The organism is Butyrivibrio sp. (genome assembly GCF_017635265.1).
GTDB lineage: Bacteria > Bacillota > Clostridia > Lachnospirales > Lachnospiraceae > Butyrivibrio.
In genome coordinates, this window is sequence record NZ_JAGBLU010000091.1 from 85,417 (window position 1) to 103,183 (window position 17,767).

At 38.5% G+C, this 17,767-nt stretch carries 6 protein-coding genes; all 6 read left to right on the top strand.

The window, feature by feature from the left end:
- Positions 1–16 precede the first annotated feature (16 nt).
- Entirely contained in the window at positions 17–3,973 is a 3,957-nt protein-coding gene (locus J6O61_RS10585) for a hypothetical protein (RefSeq protein ID WP_292212825.1), read from the top strand.
- 61 nt (positions 3,974–4,034) lie between these two features.
- Positions 4,035–11,627, top strand: a complete 7,593-nt coding sequence (locus J6O61_RS10590) for a hypothetical protein (RefSeq protein ID WP_292212827.1) — start codon at positions 4,035–4,037, stop codon at positions 11,625–11,627.
- A 48-nt stretch (positions 11,628–11,675) separates the two neighbouring features.
- A complete protein-coding gene (locus J6O61_RS10595; protein WP_292212829.1) occupies positions 11,676–14,567 on the top strand; it encodes a hypothetical protein in 2,892 nt (963 codons plus the stop codon).
- Between the two features lie 28 nt (positions 14,568–14,595).
- Positions 14,596–15,120 carry a hypothetical protein gene (locus tag J6O61_RS10600; RefSeq protein WP_292212832.1) on the top strand — a complete coding sequence of 175 codons (525 nt, stop codon included), beginning with the start codon at positions 14,596–14,598 and terminating at the stop codon, positions 15,118–15,120.
- Positions 15,121–15,135: 15 nt separating this feature from the next.
- Positions 15,136–15,354 (top strand): hypothetical protein, encoded by a 219-nt coding sequence (locus J6O61_RS10605; RefSeq protein WP_292212835.1) that lies wholly within the window; start codon positions 15,136–15,138, stop codon positions 15,352–15,354.
- 15 nt (positions 15,355–15,369) lie between these two features.
- On the top strand, positions 15,370–17,763 hold the full coding sequence (locus tag J6O61_RS10610; protein ID WP_292212836.1) for an ATP-binding protein: 2,394 nt from the start codon (positions 15,370–15,372) through the stop codon (positions 17,761–17,763).
- Positions 17,764–17,767 lie beyond the last annotated feature (4 nt).

Sequence of the window (17,767 nt, forward strand, 5' to 3'; positions counted from 1 at the left end):
AGAAGGATAAATGCTTATGGGTAAAGATGTACAGGAAGTAAAACAAAAACAGGAAATAGAAATTCATGAAAATGAAGGAAATGAATCAGTAATCGAAGAGCAGGAAGACGGGAAGAAAATAGATAATAAATCAGAGTATTCTGAGGATAAGAAGAACATTGACGATTACTACAAGAGAATACTGGATAACTCCAGACAAAAAGAACTTTCTAAAGCCATAAAATATGCTGATTATGCAGAAGAAAATGATTGGACTATCATTTCCGGCATAACCATGTCACCCTATAAGCAAAAACTGGCTTCAAACAGAGATGCTTACAAAGCCAGAAGAGCTGAGAGCGATGCTATAGACCAGGCAAGGCAGATTTTTAATGATGCCGATTTGTGTACCATACGCGAAAGACGGGCAATGTATCAATATTTTAACGGAAATCCAGACGATAAGACGCCTTTTTCCGGAGGGGACAGTGAGGATAACGCCGAACTGCTAAAATATGTGCAATCGATCGTCTATATGGATCTTAGTCCTGATATGTTCACGGATGATTATCTGTCGGACCATATCGTTGAGCTGTACGATTATGCAACTAAATTGGAATTGTTGGATCAATTTAAGAAAGATTATCCCGTGTTCTATAAAAGTCTTAGCGATGAGAAAAGAGCCAGTCTGGATGCCAGAGGGAAATACTCATCTGAGATAAAGACAGTTCTGATCAAGCATATGAATCTTCACGGCATAGACACAGACGGATTCAAGGATAAAATGGTAATTTTAAGATTTGATAGTGATGATAAAAAAACAAGGGCTACAGAGCGTGAAGTTCTGAAAAACGAATATGAGACGGAACTCAATGAGCTTTTAGATAAGCTTGTAGAGGATCAGATTGATCTGGCCGAGGCTTATGACGATCGTTATTCTGCCAAAAATGCAGAAGAAGATTTAGAGGAAAGCTATAAGAATTATCAGGATGTCAAAAATATTTTTGGTGATGAGATTGGTATTGCCATTCAGGAAATGAAGAAGGCATGGGCTGTAAGAGATGAGCTTTTAAAAAAACAGAAAGAGAGTTTAGAGAGATTTAAAAACGCAAAAGATGATACAGAAAAAAGCCGGGCGAGAGCTCAGGTTACAAGGTTTAACATTAGGATAAGGCTTGCATCGGAACATGCGGATGGATACAGGGATTTCCTTAAGTTCGTTACCGGACAGACAAAGGAGGTGTCTGATGAAACTGCTGCGTTTTTACAGGATGAAAACAGGCAGGAGCTAATGGATGTAATTCTGTTTAAGAAAATGGGTGACTGTCTGGAGTATTCTCTTGAGGGAATTAAAAAGACTGATGCAGAATCTTCCGGCATGTCCGGAAAGGATTTTATATCAAAATATACAGAATACAAAGTCTATAAAGAAGAAGGCAGAAAATTTAAAGCTTTAAAGGAAACCAAGAAAGAGACAGTAGATGATATAAATCCGGTTATTAAGCAGATAATTAATATGGAACCGGATGACCTTGGCAGGATGAGGCTAGCTGAGAATCAGAATTTTGAAAGTGATAAGTACTGGGAAAACCGCGCATTTATCATGGTCGTCAAGGATATTAAAAATCTGATGAAAAAGATTTCCGAGCAGGGCATTGAACTTACAGATGATAAGAAGGCTCATATAACTGATATGAGTAAACTGGCAAATGAAATATATGGTGAGTATTTTGCATTTGAAGCAAAACTAATGAATCCACACTCTGTGCTTACTATGAGAGCGGAAATAAAAGCAGATACATTAAAGAAAGCGCAGGCCGATGTATTTAATGCACTTGATAACAAAAAGGAGCTTAAGGATAAGGAGCTTGGTGAGAAACTAAAAAAATATACTGAAAGAAAAAGCGGCAATTTGACAAGTGTGAAAGATAATACCTCTGTATATGATACTGTTTCCGGGCTTGTAAAAGAAAGACTGGATATGGAGACTGTAATACAAAGCGGTTTGGAAGAGGTAAACCGGGAAAAGTTTTATGAAGCCAGGAAAAAAGAGGCTATAAAGAAAATTAAGGATAAAGAAAAAGTAAAAGAGCTTGCAAGTAGGTTTGTTGATGATATTTTTGACGGAGTAGTTAAAGGGAAGACGGATAAAGAAAAAGATAAAGAAAAGAAAGATAAAGAAAATAAAGCAGATTTTTTTGCTGTGCCTGACAAGCAGCGTATTAAATCCGATTCTGTCAAAAAGCGTATGGGACAAGACGTCCATGACATTTCCGAATGGATCGGTTTTGTCGCCAATCAGCTTAAATCATTGAACAGTGATAATCGTGTTACATGGGATGAGATTGTAAAGGAACTTAAGTTCCATATTATTGAGCGAGAGGTCACGGTGTCATCATATGAGGATGGTAAACCTGTAATAGTTAAGATTACTGTTACGAAAGACAATCTGGACCTGTTTTTAATTAACGCTAAGGACAACTTCATTCAAAACAATGACTATATTACTGACATTTCGCAGTATACCGATGAAGAAAAGAAAACATTCAGACAGGAGTATGAAGAAAAAAGCTTTGATAAGAACTCACTTGCAGATAGGTTTGAAAAGGAACTTTTTGACGAACAGGGAAAACTTCAAGAAAAAGAGCCAAATACAATACCTAAGAAAGATCTGCTTCACGTCAGGTGGGTATTAAATAATATTCCTGAAAAACTGGATACTCCCGAGGATGTCAAAGATTTTAGGGCTCTCTGGGAGAAAAAACTGGGTTTTGACATGCTGGAAGGCAGAAGAGTTGCAAAGGTCACATACCTAAAGATAAAGGGACTGATCGATACATTAGAGTCTAATGTTAGCAAAGCTGTCAGAGAAGCTGAGCACGATAAAATAATGGCTCAGCTTCAGAAGGTCGATCTTAAAAAGAAGCAGGATTATATGATCACGGATATTGAGAAAACCATGCCAAATGTAAGGCAGTGGTACCCTAATAGTTGTTGGGCAACATCAGGGGCCCTTATAAGCGACTGGTATAACAGGAATGTACTTGGAAATCATGATGCTGATTCTATAGATCAGTTGACGTTTTTAAACCCTGAAAATGTTGTGCTTAATCCATACTCAGAACGGGATATACAACTTGATAAGAATGAGCAGGCAGGAGCGGATAGCATGAAAACTGAAGAGAGAATCATCCGCAGCTATGTACGTCCTGAGGGAAAATTTGGCAATCTTATGTCGCTTTCAGATGTAATGTTAAGTAATCTTAGCAACACTGCTGTAAGACAACTGAGGTTTGATATACCGGTTGGAGATTCAAATTATGATTTTGCGAAAATGACTAAAGATGAAAAGCTAAAGATTGTTAAGCTTTTCTTTGAACGTGTAGAAAACATTTTAAAGACCAGTAAAACCCCCATTTCTCTCCTTATTCCGGGGCATTACCGCACGATAATGGGCTTTAAAAATGGTGTTATGCAGTGTAGGGATTCTTCACTTGATGATGGAAATAAAGTTAAGGAACTGACTGTAGAAGAATTCTTGAATATTTGGGAGGGATCAAGTGAGAGAGAAGATGGAAAATCCTATTCACTTGAGTTGGTATATCTTCAGAACCTGAATGATGAGAATATGGAGGAGCTTAAGAAGGAATACAATTTCAGATATGAAGGCCAAAAACTGCAATATAACGAAGAGGATGAAGAAAATCAGGCTGCATCAACCAGGAATGTTGTTCATAATCTGGGAATGTTATATGAGAAAACTGCAAATAATGACCCGGATAATATTTTGGATAAATTTACTTATGAGGCGATCTATGTTCCCAAGAATTTAGATCATGAAGAGAATAAGAAAGAGGTTCAGGAAAAGATTGCAAATAAGCGTAAAGAATTAAAGCTTGGAAAGCCTTCTCAGGAAGAAACCGATATTAAGATTAGTCTAAAACAACTTTACGACGATGAAGTATTAAAAAGAAGAAAGCCGGTAAAAAAATAATTGTATCGATACAACGGGAAAAAGCTGTTAATGATTGAAACCATCAGCAGGAGGTAGATATATGTGCGGCAATAACGAACAACTGCAAAAAAATAAAAGTCTTCAGGACACCAAAGTAAATGAAATAATGGTTCCGGAGAGTAAAGTTCAGAAAAATGCCGGAATTCCGCCTGTGATAAATGAAGAACTTGAAAAATCCAATACGGCTCACCAAAAAGAGAAGGAGCCTGCTTTTTCTGAGGAAAAAAGAACCATGGGTCAATTCATGGGGGCGGTTGTTCTTGAATATGATAAAAGTCTTGAAGCAAAGCAGAAAGAAAATGGATTGATCTACGGGAAAGCCAAGGGCAATAATATTGATAACATGACCATGCTTCAGATTCTTGAAGCCATGGAGAGAGACACTAATACCAAGCATCATGATTTTTTGGCGATGGAGGCTTCCTTTAAAGCGCTGGTCAATTACAGTAAAAATCTTGAAAATTCCAAGAAGAGCGGACAGGTTGTAATGGACTACAAGGATGTTTTCAGGTATGCACAAGTAACAGCTCAAAAGTATCAGACGACTCATAAGAAATGGATATTTGGAACAAGTTACGGGAAAGAGCGTTACAAAATCAGTTGCCGCATTGTTGACATCATGAAGGGACTTGAGACCTATTCTGAAGATAAGAGAAACAGGCTTGAGCAGATAGGTGAGGATAAAGTTAAATACTCAAGAGTCGAAGATATAATAAATGAAAAAAATCTGACAGAAAAAGAAAAAGGCAAGCTCATAGAAGACTGGCTTGAAAACGGCGCCCAATATAAGGATGTTCTTATAAAAATACTTACTGAAAAAAAGCTATTTGACAGTGATAAACAGACACTTACAAGAATCATCGCAGATAATAACAGGCGCCTTATGGCCAATAAAGCGATGCTGTCAATTCTCTGCGATGAAAACCCGCAGTTGACACTGGGACTATCCGGTCTAAAAAAGAAGCTTAACGACCATATATTAAATAAGATTGATTCAGATGAAAAGAATATGAGGATGCTGTTTGAGGAAGTAAGTACTTTCAGGGAGCATATAAATGCACTTCTGGACGAGTACGGAAATGATAACAAACAGCTTATTGAACGTGTCCGGAAAAGAAAAAATACATTTGTTCAAGAACTTTCTATTGATATCAATAACTCTAAATTCTGGGAGGATAATGATATCAACTATCTTCTGACCGAGGCTGAGGATGAAGCATTTAGAATAAGACTTGATATATATAAATCACGCTGTGAAGATAACAATGCGCTGATTGATCAGATTATAGAGGATCAGGGATACTCTGCGCTTACAAAAGATTCTATAAAGGAAAAGGTACGACAGTACCTGGGAACAGTATATTTAAACGGCGGCGAAGTCGCTATCGCCCAGAAAGTAAATGATGCCATAAAGATATTGAAGACTCTTGCTCCTGCTGAATATAAAGCAGAGAGTATGATAAAGCATCTTATGGATGTATGTCAGGTTCCGCCAAGTGACAAGGATGCTTTTGCTAAATACATATCAAAGGATGAAACTGTCACAGGACTTTTAAATCAAAAAACATCCGCTTTAAGGAAAAGAGCCGATCAATATGTAGAGAACCTTAATGGGATAAAAATGGCAGAGAATCTTTGCTATAACAAGAAGCTCAAATTAAAGGAAGAGACATGGCAAAAGATTGAAGAACTAAAAAACAACATGGGTAAAATGGAGAAAAAGGAGTTCAGAAAAAAGCTTCAAAAGCTCCTTGATGAAAATAATGCCCATATTGATCTCAGAAAGCCAAACATTACTTTTGCTGCTTTTAATAAGAGTAGGGAAAAGAGTAGAGTTCGTCAGGATATCGGATTTTCGGCAAGGATCATGGGGGATCTTTTTCTTGGAAGCAAGGAGATTACCTCAATCCTAAGTAAGGAAGAGATTCAGTTTTTTAAGGAAAACATAATTTCCAATATATGTAGTGGCGGAAAGAATGAGGGAGACCTTGAATTTCTTCCAACCGGAAGTATTAAGTCTATTGCTGCGATGCTAAAGAAAAATCTGGTAGCAAACAAAGACTTCATTAAGGCTCTTCGTGAGGAAGAAAAAGATAATCCTGAAATTATAAATGAAATGCTCATGAAAATGGCTATGAGCTCTGAAAATCTGACCATAGGTGATCTGAATGATATGCTTCAGAGCATCGCTGACAGACATGAGTATGACAAACGAGTTGAAGAAGAAAAGGGAAAGATGCATGAGGCGCTTAAGGCAGGCGGCTCTAATGATGCATCATTGTCAAAAGAGAGATACTTTACATTTTTAAAGCAGCTTGAGCATCTTAGAAAATGTAAAGCGGGAAGGTATGCTCTGATGGCGGAACAGCTTTCCTCTGAAAATGAAGTATATTCTGTAATGATGAGGGGCGATGCAAAGGCACTGGATAAATATCTTGATAATGTTGTGGAGAAAAGAATGGGAGCAGCAATTGATGCTATTAACTCATTAAATATCCATAGGGCCTTTAAGCAGATATATATAGATAAAAAGTTTAAAGACATTTTTACAGGTAAGCTTTCCGGAAATATTGTTATTTTCAAATACGATTTGAGGAAGGAGCAGAAAGCATATTTTGACGAAAATGAATTAAATGAAAAGAATACTGATAAAAAAGTATCTGAAGCTGTAAATAATGCAGTCAAAGCGCTAGCCTTAAGTGAAGCTGAAGATGCCGGAAAGATCGATATTGTGTACAAATGTGCAGATGAAGTGGTTAAGGCGTGCTATGAGGATAAGGATAAACTGGGAATACTGACTTCAAAGGTAGCACTGCAGGACGAGATCGAAAAAGCATATCAAAGATATGATGATAACAGGGACATTGTTGAAAAGGCTCTAAAAGACCTTGGAACAAAAAAAGAAAGCCTGTTCTTTGGATACGGACAGGAAAAAGGTTCTGCCGGCAATGAAAGCCTTCTCAACGCATCAGCATTTATAAGATCTATTAAAACGAAAATGATGATGACTGACAAAAATGATCTTACAAGGCTTCTTCCCGAGCTTTTAGAAAACTATGAAAAATCCTACAAGAACAGTAAGCCAAAAGAGAAGTCTCTGACAGATGCAGAAATCCAAAGAGGCAATGAAATAGCCCAAAAGAAGGCAGCAGATAAGACGATAAAGGATGACAGAGATAAGCTTCTTGGAGTTTATGAGCTGCGCAAAGATCTTAATTATATTTATATGAATAAGTCGCTTGTGACAGTGGAGGGTGAAACAGCAACCTCTCTTTCCCACAGTAACTGGCAGAAAGCAAGGGATTATGTAGATAAAAAGCTTTCTCCTATATATAAATTCGATAAATTTCTTGTGGATCTGCTTGTGGAAAAGAATGTTAATTCGATAGCTGATAATGAAATTGATGTGCATGCCGAGTGGCTTTATCATGTTTCGGATATTTTGGCAAATGGGGATGAAAATGAAGAGAAGATAAGCTCTGACGAGCATAAGCTTCTGGTAATAAATGCATATCGCAATATAAACAATTTTGCAAATCCGGAAGAAGAAGGACAGTTTCTGACTGATAGAAATACTGTAAAAGGCCAGTGGTACAAGGATTTCAGGGAGAACTATAAGGAACTGAAAAAATTAGAGGAGTTAAAACTTGACTTTGCACCGCTTGACCAGGAGAGAATTGGAATTTCAAGGGATTTGAGAGCTATTCTGACAACCGGAATTGGTAAGAAGAATTCATTTGCAGACAAATCAAAAGAAGCTATTAAATATCTTACCTATGTAAATGCTTTTATGAAATCTGCAGATGAAACACTTTCTCAAAACGATAGCTATAAAAAACAAAAAAGGATAGTCCAAATGGAGTATCTTTTAAATCTTCGCAGATTTTACCACGACCGGATTTTTGAAGAACTTTCAGATTCTTCAAAGTCTGAGTTTGATGCTGATTCATGGAAGGAAGATCTTGAAAAGGTTGCAAAGGATGATGTTGCCTTAAGGTTCATTGGCAGGGAAGCAGTAAATGACTCTGTCAGCAGCAAAGAATATAATAAAAAGAACAGAAATTTCGCCGAGCTCATTGGAAGAGACAGCATAGAAAAGCTGATAAAAGAGAAAGGCAGCCACGGATGCCTTAAAAAGTACAATAAGCTCTCTGAAAATGAAAAAGAGCTCTTTTCCCTTGGCCTTATGCTTATGGAGAAAGGAGCTATCGGCTTTGATTCCGGATCGGCAATGGTTCTTGCAAACAGTGAGCTTCGTGAAAAAGAAGTAAAACCAAAACTAAATGAGCTTGCCAAATATATGGCAGGTCAGGATTATGACTTTAAGATTGATTATACACAGGCGTATTATAAGCTGATTAATATTGGCGATGATTACGGCGATGTGAGGATGGCTTTCTCAAGCTCTGCTTTTGAAAAGGCATACGAGTTTGCCAAGGCTATCACAGGCAAAATGTCTGGGAAAGACGAAAAGATTACAAGGGATGATCTGGTCCGTATGGGAGACGGAATATCATCAATCTATGAAGCGGCGCTTCTGGGGAAAACCAGACAGATTGATGAGGTGGATAAGCTAAGAAAGAGTCAGGTTGGAGTAGAAAATGTTAAGGAAAAGCTTTTGGAATTTGCTCAGCTTGATGAAAAAAATCTTAAGCATTACGAAAACTTTTTCAAAGCAGCAGATACTGCTACATCAGCAAGTCCATTTAATGTTGTTGGAAAAATTGTTTTATCAAAGCTGCCAACTGGCGGCATACGATCAGAAATTGAAAAACGACAGAAGGTCATAAAAAGACTACAAAAAATTAATGATGCTGATATGCGAAAGCTCATAGCTGTCCTACAGAACAGGACTATTCTTGATGTTAGTGCTGCAGACAGAAAAAAGCATATTGATGAGGATAAGAGGGAAGAGTTTAAGCTGTTTTTCTCAGAAGATGACCAGGGCAAGGCACTTGAGAAGTTCTTAAAGTCCGGCGCATGTATGCAGGCGCTTATTTCAGCCTTGAGTTTTGGTATCAATGATAAGCGATCCCTTAAGGATACAAGACTTACAAAGGATGATTTTGACTCAAACAGCTATAACAGAAAGAGCATTGTGGATTGGGAACTTCTTGATAAGGCATTTAATTTTCTGGATGAGCTTGAGAAGGATAGGCTGACAAGATATGCCATCAGAAATGCACCTAATTACATTGAAGCGAGCGGAAATAAAAAGGCTATTGCTGCATATCAGGAAAATGTAAAAAATAAGGAAGCATCAAGTATAAAAAGAGATGATCTTGAACAGTTTCTTAGAAAGGAAGCAGAAAAAGACAGAGTTACCAAGGATAATATTGATGCAAAGATAGCTCTTTCAGGATATGAGAGACTGTCTGATCAGCAGAAAAAGCTATTTATCAAGGTCCTTGGCAGAAGAGATTTTTTGGATATTTCCAAGAAGAACCTCTACAAAAATATATTCAGCTCCGGAAAGGAGAGAAATTTTGCCAACGAGACAGGAAGATTCAGACTTATTGACGAGTACATTGATCAGTCAATTGGAGGCAATACGGGCGTCACATTGTCTGATACTGCCTATGCTGATGCCTTCAAATCTCTTTTGTCAACTCAGGTTGATGATACGGCCAATTTCAAGGATGCGAAACATATAGGTGATGTACTTTCCAAGGAAAAATACTATATCTTCCAGAGAGATACTGCAGTTGACTGGAAACTGTTTATTCGTGCTCTCCAGTTTGTAACAAGAGCAAGCTATGAGCTTGATATGAGAGAGGGAAATGACGAATTGTATCGTGCTGCCGGAGATATCAGCAGATATGGACACCTTTCAATGGATTACAGCATCCTCAGGCAGAATATACACAACACCGGCAATCAGTTCCTTAGATTTGGCGTCAGAAAGAGCAAGGATTTACTTACAGAGGATGTTCTTGGAGAGTTCGATATAGCATTCGGAATGAATCTTCATCAGCTAAAGAATGATCTACGGACTGTCGCAGGCATTGTTGCACCGTCTTTTGCAGAAAAGATGGATGAACTGGATGAAGTTTTAAAGCCGGAAAAGAGTGGAAGAGAAAAGAGAATAAAGGATCTTCCGGAGTTTTTAACAAAAGATCCGAGGACATATGATTTTAAAAAGATGGCAATTGATAAAGGAAAGGAAATGCTTGTGGGCAAGCTTTATACCGCAGAGCCTTCTTTTACCAACGAAATAAACGACCTTGTGCTTGAAGCATTTACCAGTGGGGTAAAGCTTGACAAGATCGGCGCCCTCATAAAGAAAAAGATTGACGAAAAGCCATCAGCAGGCAAGGAGAAAAGGCTGGATGAGCTTATAGGTGACTATAAAGTTGAGAGGCAGTACGGCGATATCAGAGATGAGATCAACGCTATCACGGATAAGTACAATGAGATTAAAAACTACCCTGAAAAACTCAAAAAACAGGTTTATAACAAAATGGGTGGTGAAACGGTCAAAGAACTTCTGGACATGAAAATCGCTTCCTCTGTGAAAGAACTTATAGAGAACCAATATACTGAAGCCACAGCCTATGTTTTTTCAAAGATTGATGAAGTAAAAGGAATTATAGTAGATGATCTTTCTGATAAACCTTTTGTAAAAGAGATTATGGGTGCAGTAAAGGAGGCAATGGAAAAGAGTAAGGATGCAAAAGAGTTTCTTACAAAGCTAAAGGAAAAGCCGCAGGAGCTTGTAGATATGGTTCAGGATAAGGCCAAAGAAACCACCACTGCCATTATAGAAGGTGCAATCGGCAAGGAAGCGCTGCAGGTCATAAACGAAAAAACTCAGATAATAACAAACTTTGCAGATAGTCTTATGTCAAAGGTTTCCTGGGTTACAAATAAAATATCGAAGTATAAGGTATATATTGATGGCTTCAGAGATATTTATCTTAGTATTCAGAATAAGAAGCTTTTGAAAGATGCACAAGACAGGTCTGTCAGTGAAGAAGTCAGGAAGAGTGATGAAGATACTCTTAAAAAGGCTGATGCATTTGAAAATGACAGGCAGAAAAAGGTTCGTAACAATGCTGTTTCAGAACACAAGGACATGCAGAAGCTTTCAGCTGAAACTTCTGATACTATCCAAAATATGGCCATTGCTGATGATGTCATTAAGATGAGCATGGCTCTGGGAGAGGAAATATTCGGCAAAATCGATGCAGGATCAGCATCTAAGCTGGTTACAGCTGCTGTTAATGCCGGAATAGAGTTTGCAATGTACTGTATTCGCTGCGTGAAGGATTGGAAAATGATGCGAACCTATTATACGGATACAGAGAGAGGACAGAATCTTGTACGGGAAATAAAGTCCGGCTACGAGAAACTTTCAGGGTCTGAGCAGGTGATGGAAGGTGAGCTTATGGGACGAGATGTCCTTGACATTGTATGCATCGGAAGCGGCTATGAGAACAGAGACGAGCTGATACGCGACACAGGAATGAAGATGGCTACATCAATTGCGTTTTGTGCAAGTAACTATAATCCTGTTAAAGAGACCAAGGTTATGGCTACTACTGTTATGATAGTTTTGGGACTTAAAGACAAGATTGGTAAAACCGATGTTTCTACAGTCAAGGATATTTTCGACAAGATGAAAGCAGCTTAAAGTTTTGAAAACAGCGGTTGGTTTTTATAGAAAAATGAGGTGCTGTCTATGGAAGGATTTGAAAACGGGAAGACGATCAACAATGTGTTTAGCATAAAAGATGATGAACATAAACAGATTTCTGATGTGAAGCCGGAAAAAGAGAATGAGCTGACTGAAGTAAATGGTTTTGAAGTTGTGAATACAAATGTTAAGACGTTACTTAAGGAAGAGGCTTTTGATAAGCTTAAGAGCATTTTGATGGAACCGGCAAAAGGACAGAAGGAATACAGAAAGGGTAAGAATGCCCTTGATGCATTGAATGCAATTATTAAAAAGCATTCATCATCCTTTTTGCAGCTACGGGATGCTTTGGAGGTGCTTCTTGACTTTCTGAATGAAACTTCAACAGATACAAAGGGCTATGATGAACGTCTTTATGATATTGTTTTCCGCTTATCAGAGTGTGCAAATGCATATTATGATACTCATAGAGGTTTTCGGTGGACAAATGACGAAGAGTCCAAGGTCCCAAAGGAAATTGCTAAAGAGATTATAGGGGTTACGGATACTTTCTTTAAATCTTTGGATAAAATTTGGGAACAGAAACCCGGTTCTGAAAAAGTTGCGGACGCTCCAACCCAAAAAGAGATTAAAGCTTCCGAAAATAGTATAAAAAATTTGGACAAGGCTTTCAGAGGGTGGGCTGAGCATCTTGGAACAAAGGAAGGAAACGAGAGAAAGAGAATTTATGACAAACTGGCTCTTTTCATGCCTTACGAGAAAGATATCTTATTATACAAGAGTACTCACAAGGAAGATAAATGGCCTTACTGTGTAAAACAATATGACAATTACGTCAGAAAATGCAGGCTTTTGAAGGAACTGGAAAAGCGTGAAAAAAGGCTAAATATTGATAACGGGAATTTTTCTTCCTCTATGATAAGAGAGCATGCCAAGAAGATGGATGAGCAGGATGATGAAATTAATCTTTCTGAAGAAGAGGTAGATAAGGGACTTAGAAAGGATCAGATAGAAGCAGTAGAAGAAATCGACCGTTACCTTGTCCGTAACTGCCGAAATGGTGGTATTTTAGGAAATATCAGGTTTTTAAAATTTCTTAGGAATAACCATGTTGAAATAATATCTGAACTTTTAAGGAAAACCAAGAGAGAAAGACTTTTTATCTATTACCTTATTGAGAAAAGAGAGAGAAGAAATCCTTCATTAAAAAGCGTTTATAATTCCCAGGGAGGTTATACGCCCAATCTTGCCGCGTTTAAAAAACAGCTTCTTGCAACGGGGCTTAAGATTACTTCACGTGTGACCGGTGGCTATATTTATATGCAAAAGATTTCCGATGCTTTGGACGGCAATAAGAAATTCAAAAATGTTGTAAGAGAATGTGGTCAGATTGCCAGAGAGGAAGAGGAGGATAAAAAGCTATCTGCAGAGCAGAAGGCAGAAAGGCTTAAGCAGATTCCTGAAGATCAGCGCCCTATGAATGAGGCTTATGAGGTCAGGAAGGATCAATTTAAAGAAACCATGCGAAATCTAAACAAGCTTCGTGAAGCCCAGCTTGCTTATCAGAATGCAGGAAAAGGTGCAGACAAAAAGAAGCTTAAGCAAGATGCTGAAGAACTTCAGGAGCTTGTAAAAACAGATATAGATAAACTGATTCAGGCAGATGAAAAAGTTGATGAGGCTATTAGGGGATACAAAATTGCTAATGAGAATAAAAAGCTAGATACCTCACCATATAACAGAGAAGCAGACATCGCTGAAAATGCCGGGACTCTTGTGAAAGGTGGAGCTTCGGCAGGCAATAACGTTGACTCCATCGTAAATGGTACTGTAGGTACGGTGGACAAGGTACTTACATATTTTGCGAAAGAACAGATTATAAGCTGGAGATTAAAGGATAGTCCACTGGTTGATACCAAAAAATGGGGATCAGCTATAGGAGGTTCATCTCTTGCTACAGTTGCAGCTGTATTATCAGCCTTTACTGCTGCTAATAATCTTTGGAATAACCATTCCAAGATGCATTGGGGAGATGTCAGTGCCACTGTTGTAGAAATATTAAAGAGTGGGCTTGATGCTGCGGTAAGTACCTGGGGAGCAGTGGAAAAGTTTAAGTATTATGCGGATTTTGTTGGTGAGACTGCAGGGAACCTTGAGTTTGTAGCATCTAATGGACTGACAATTGCAGGAGCTGTTGCCAGCGGAGCTGCAATGGCGGTAAACACCTATAAAGCTTTTAGCAGTTGCCTTGATCTGAATAATTCAGCAAATGCTGAAGAATTCCTTAATGATAAACATAAGGAAAGGCTACTTACTGATGAAGAAATTGCAAAGCTTCCCAAAGATAAGAGGGATGCGGAACTAAAAAGGCGTAAGCAGGTAAGATATGAAAAGAGCATGATTGAGCTTGGAACCAGACTTGCAGAAAGAAATGCAACCAGCGCCACGATTTCACTTGCAGCATCAGGTTGTTCGCTTATTGCGGTAATGGTACCCGGGGCAGGGGTTGTGACGAGTATCATCGGAATTGGTCTTGTAATTGCAAATGCTGTAGCAAATGCAAAGATGACTACTGATGCCAGAAAATCGCTTTTTGACTCATATTTTGATCTTGACTCTCTTATGACGCAGATAAAGAAAAAGATGGAAACCAAAAAAAGGAAGATATACGATGAAGATACATTCAAGGATAATTTAAGGCTTCAGCTCTGCGCCGCGGCAGGCTATGCCGATTTGCCTGCAGCTGCCGACCATATTGCAGGTAACTATGCTGATTTTCTAAGGGAAAGGCTCTTTAGCGATGATCCGAATGAATTTAAATACCCGAAAGAAAGAGAAGCATATGTTCAGATTGTAAAGAGCTTTGGAATGACTGTTGACAAAGAAAAAGATCAGCCTGACAGGGAATTGTTAAAGAGAAAGATGTCAGGAAGATGATAATAATATAGGGAAGGATGAGAGGAATATGAATAAAAAGAAAATTATGAAGGAAAGACATGAACTACTTACCAGAATTCAGGGTGAAATGCAGGAAAATTATACAGCGGCTCTTATAAGAGAACCGGAAAACGAAAATGATCCACCTATATTAAGTATTGTTTTTGATGGTCTTGGAATGGAGCATGATGATGCGTTTGGTGAATTTTATTTTCTGCCTCTCCCTGATGGTGAAGCTCGGGCGCAGCATTTTTCAGCAGTTATTACTATCGCTGATGACATTAAAGAAGATCACTTAAGTGAGCTCTTTGAGGCAATGAGCTACATCAATTTTGCTCTGCCTTGTGGAGCTTACAGTATTGACAGTCAGAAGCGATTTATGGCGTTTCGTATGACCGCACCTCTTCCAATAGATATAGATCCGGAAGAGCTATACAAAGAAGTCAATATTGTTATAGGAAATGCTGTGGCAATAACAGATGTACATATGGATATTCTTCTTAAAGTAATGGCAGGTGAGATGACTGTTGAGGATGTAAAGAAGGCTCTGTAACTATGGAGTGATAATATGAGCAACGAATACAGTGAGCGTATAAGAAAAGAAGAAAAGAAAAGGAATACTTCGTATTTTGATGAAGATAACGAAGAGACTTTTGTCTATGATGAGAGGAAGACAATGCAGTTCATTAATAGTCAAAAAGGCGGAGTATTCGATACTAAAATGCAAAAAGGAATCAACACAGCTGAAAGCGTTTTTGAAAGGGATGCCTTGTTCAAAACAAGATAGCGAGGGTTATACTTTATGGGAAATTTTGAGAAGGGTACCAATAACAAACCGTTCAGGGATTACAGTGAGTATATGCAGTATATCTTCGACTGTGTAAACTGTTGTCTTGATGCCTATATTACCAAGATGAAGGTCACCTTTGCAAACGGTGAAGGTGGTTACAAGAACGTTCTTTATCCGGATATTGAATTGGCAGGTGAAACCTGTAAAAACAGGCTGGAAGCCTCCTATAAGCAATATTCTGTAGAAAAACCTGCAAAGAATGGCAGGAAAAAGGCCAAAACCAAAGCAAAAGAAGCTTTGGAGCAGGAAGATGAAGATATCGAAGAGAGCAGTGAAGATAGTGAGCTTTTAAATCTTCTTGGAGGGTTTTCTAATTCAGATTTTTTTAAGAATGAGGATTCTGAAGATGAAGGAGAAAACGAAGAAATCTGGAATGAAATAAAAAAGGACTCAGATATTCCTGTTCTTGAAAGGTTAAAGACAATAGAAGAAAGAGCACGGCTGACAATTGAGAATGGAACAGAGCTTCCTTTCTATGAGCTATGCAACAGGCTTTCTTTTGAACCATTTACTGTATTTTGTTTCGCCTGCGGTCTTTTGTCTTCAACCCAGACGGATTATGCGGGAGTTTTCCATATAATCAACGAAAGTGGTTCTCTTTCTGCGCCTACCATTGAATCGGCAGCCAAGATCTTTTTCGGCGACGGATTTTCCATTACCAGAGCCTATGGCGACATGAGTGCATGTTTGGAACAGCTCCTTCCGGTTTTGCCGCTACAGGTTACCGGAAGTATGCCATTTTCCACAGTTGTATCTCCGGATAAAAGAATAATCGACTTTCTGTTTGGACGAAATCCTCTTTTACTGGATGAGAATTACAGCCGCTTTATCTATATGTTGACGGATGATAAGGAACTTGATCCAATTATGGCTAATGATGGAAGATATGACGCTATGAAGACTTCCTATAATGATGGCGTAAGAATTTTCTATTACTATGGTGATGACGGTAGCGGAAGGCGGTTTTTTGTTAAGAATTTCTGTAAAGAAAATGGACTTAAGGCCATTGCGATAAATTGCAAAAAACTATTTGTCTATGATTATCAGTTTGTAGAAAAGGCCTTTTGGTCTGTGACAAGGGAGTGTATCCTGTCAAAAGCCTGCTGTTGTCTTACGGAACTGACATATAGAGAAGAAGAAAAAGAGAAATTCTTTGGCTTCATGGATTTGGCTTTTTCAAAGTTGACAGAAAAAAATATTCTGGTATTTGCCATGAGCAAACTTTTCATTGATTTCAGAGAGGTTACAAAGAATCAGTTTACTGACCTTGAACTTCCGACACCTGATACGTCAGACAGACAAAAGTGCTGGGAGTATTTTGCCAAGGACTATTCTCTGGCAGAAGATATTGATCTTTTGGAGATGTCCACTAAGTTTCTTTTTACGCCGGGCAAGATCCACGATGCGCTGATTAAAGCAAAAGCACTATCCAACATGGATAAAGAAATAGTGATTTCGAGAGAGACTCTTTTTAAGGGGTGCTATGCCCAAATGAGTTCTGAACTGACTCAGAAAGCCACTAAGGTAGATGCTAAATTTGGCTTTGATGATATTGTCATGAATGCTACCCAAAAGGAGACTATCCTTCATGCCATAGAACAGATGACCTTTAGAAAGCAGGTCTATGAAAATTGGAATTATACCAAGAAATATCCTTATGGTCGCGGGCTTTCCATACTTTTATTCGGAGCTCCCGGAACCGGTAAATCTATGTGTGCGCAGGTTATAGCCCATGAGCTTAATCTTGAGCTCTATAGAGTTGACCTTTCCAAGGTTATTGATAAATATGTAGGTGAAACTGAAAAGTCAATTTCCATGATTTTCAGAGAAGCCAAGAAGTGTAATGTGGTACTGTTTTTCGACGAATGTGATACTCTTTTTGCAAAACGTTCCGACGACGGAGGTTCCAATCAGGCATCCAACAACAATAAGACGGCAATGCTTCTTCAGGAAGTTGAAGCTTATGACGGAGTATCGGTTCTTGCCACTAACTACAAGCATAACATTGATCCTGCATTCTTTAGACGTATGAAATATATCGTAGAATTCCAGTTCCCTGATGTTGATACCAGAGAGATGCTTTGGAAGACCACAATTCCCAAGGACACTCCTCTGGCCGATGATGTGGATATTAGATTTCTTGCAGAAAAGTTTGAATTTGTTGGAGGTAATATCAAGAATTGTATACTTAATGCAGCATTCCTTGCGGCAGCAGATCCTGGTGCAAACGGCAAGGTCTGGATGAGACATTATCTCAATGCAGTCAAGTATGAATTTGTTAAGGTGGGTAAAGTATTTACCAAGGCAGATTTTGAACCCTACGCAGAAGACGTAGGGCTGGCATAAATTG

What these genes read in the sequence shown, in the direction of transcription:
- J6O61_RS10585 (WP_292212825.1), top strand. Translation starts at nt 17, where the DNA reads ATGGGTAAAGATGTACAGGAAGTAAAACAAAAACAGGAAATAGAAATT.
- J6O61_RS10590 (WP_292212827.1), top strand. Translation starts at nt 4,035, where the DNA reads ATGTGCGGCAATAACGAACAACTGCAAAAAAATAAAAGTCTTCAGGAC.
- J6O61_RS10595 (WP_292212829.1), top strand. Translation starts at nt 11,676, where the DNA reads ATGGAAGGATTTGAAAACGGGAAGACGATCAACAATGTGTTTAGCATA.
- J6O61_RS10600 (WP_292212832.1), top strand. Translation starts at nt 14,596, where the DNA reads ATGAATAAAAAGAAAATTATGAAGGAAAGACATGAACTACTTACCAGA.
- J6O61_RS10605 (WP_292212835.1), top strand. Translation starts at nt 15,136, where the DNA reads ATGAGCAACGAATACAGTGAGCGTATAAGAAAAGAAGAAAAGAAAAGG.
- J6O61_RS10610 (WP_292212836.1), top strand. Translation starts at nt 15,370, where the DNA reads ATGGGAAATTTTGAGAAGGGTACCAATAACAAACCGTTCAGGGATTAC.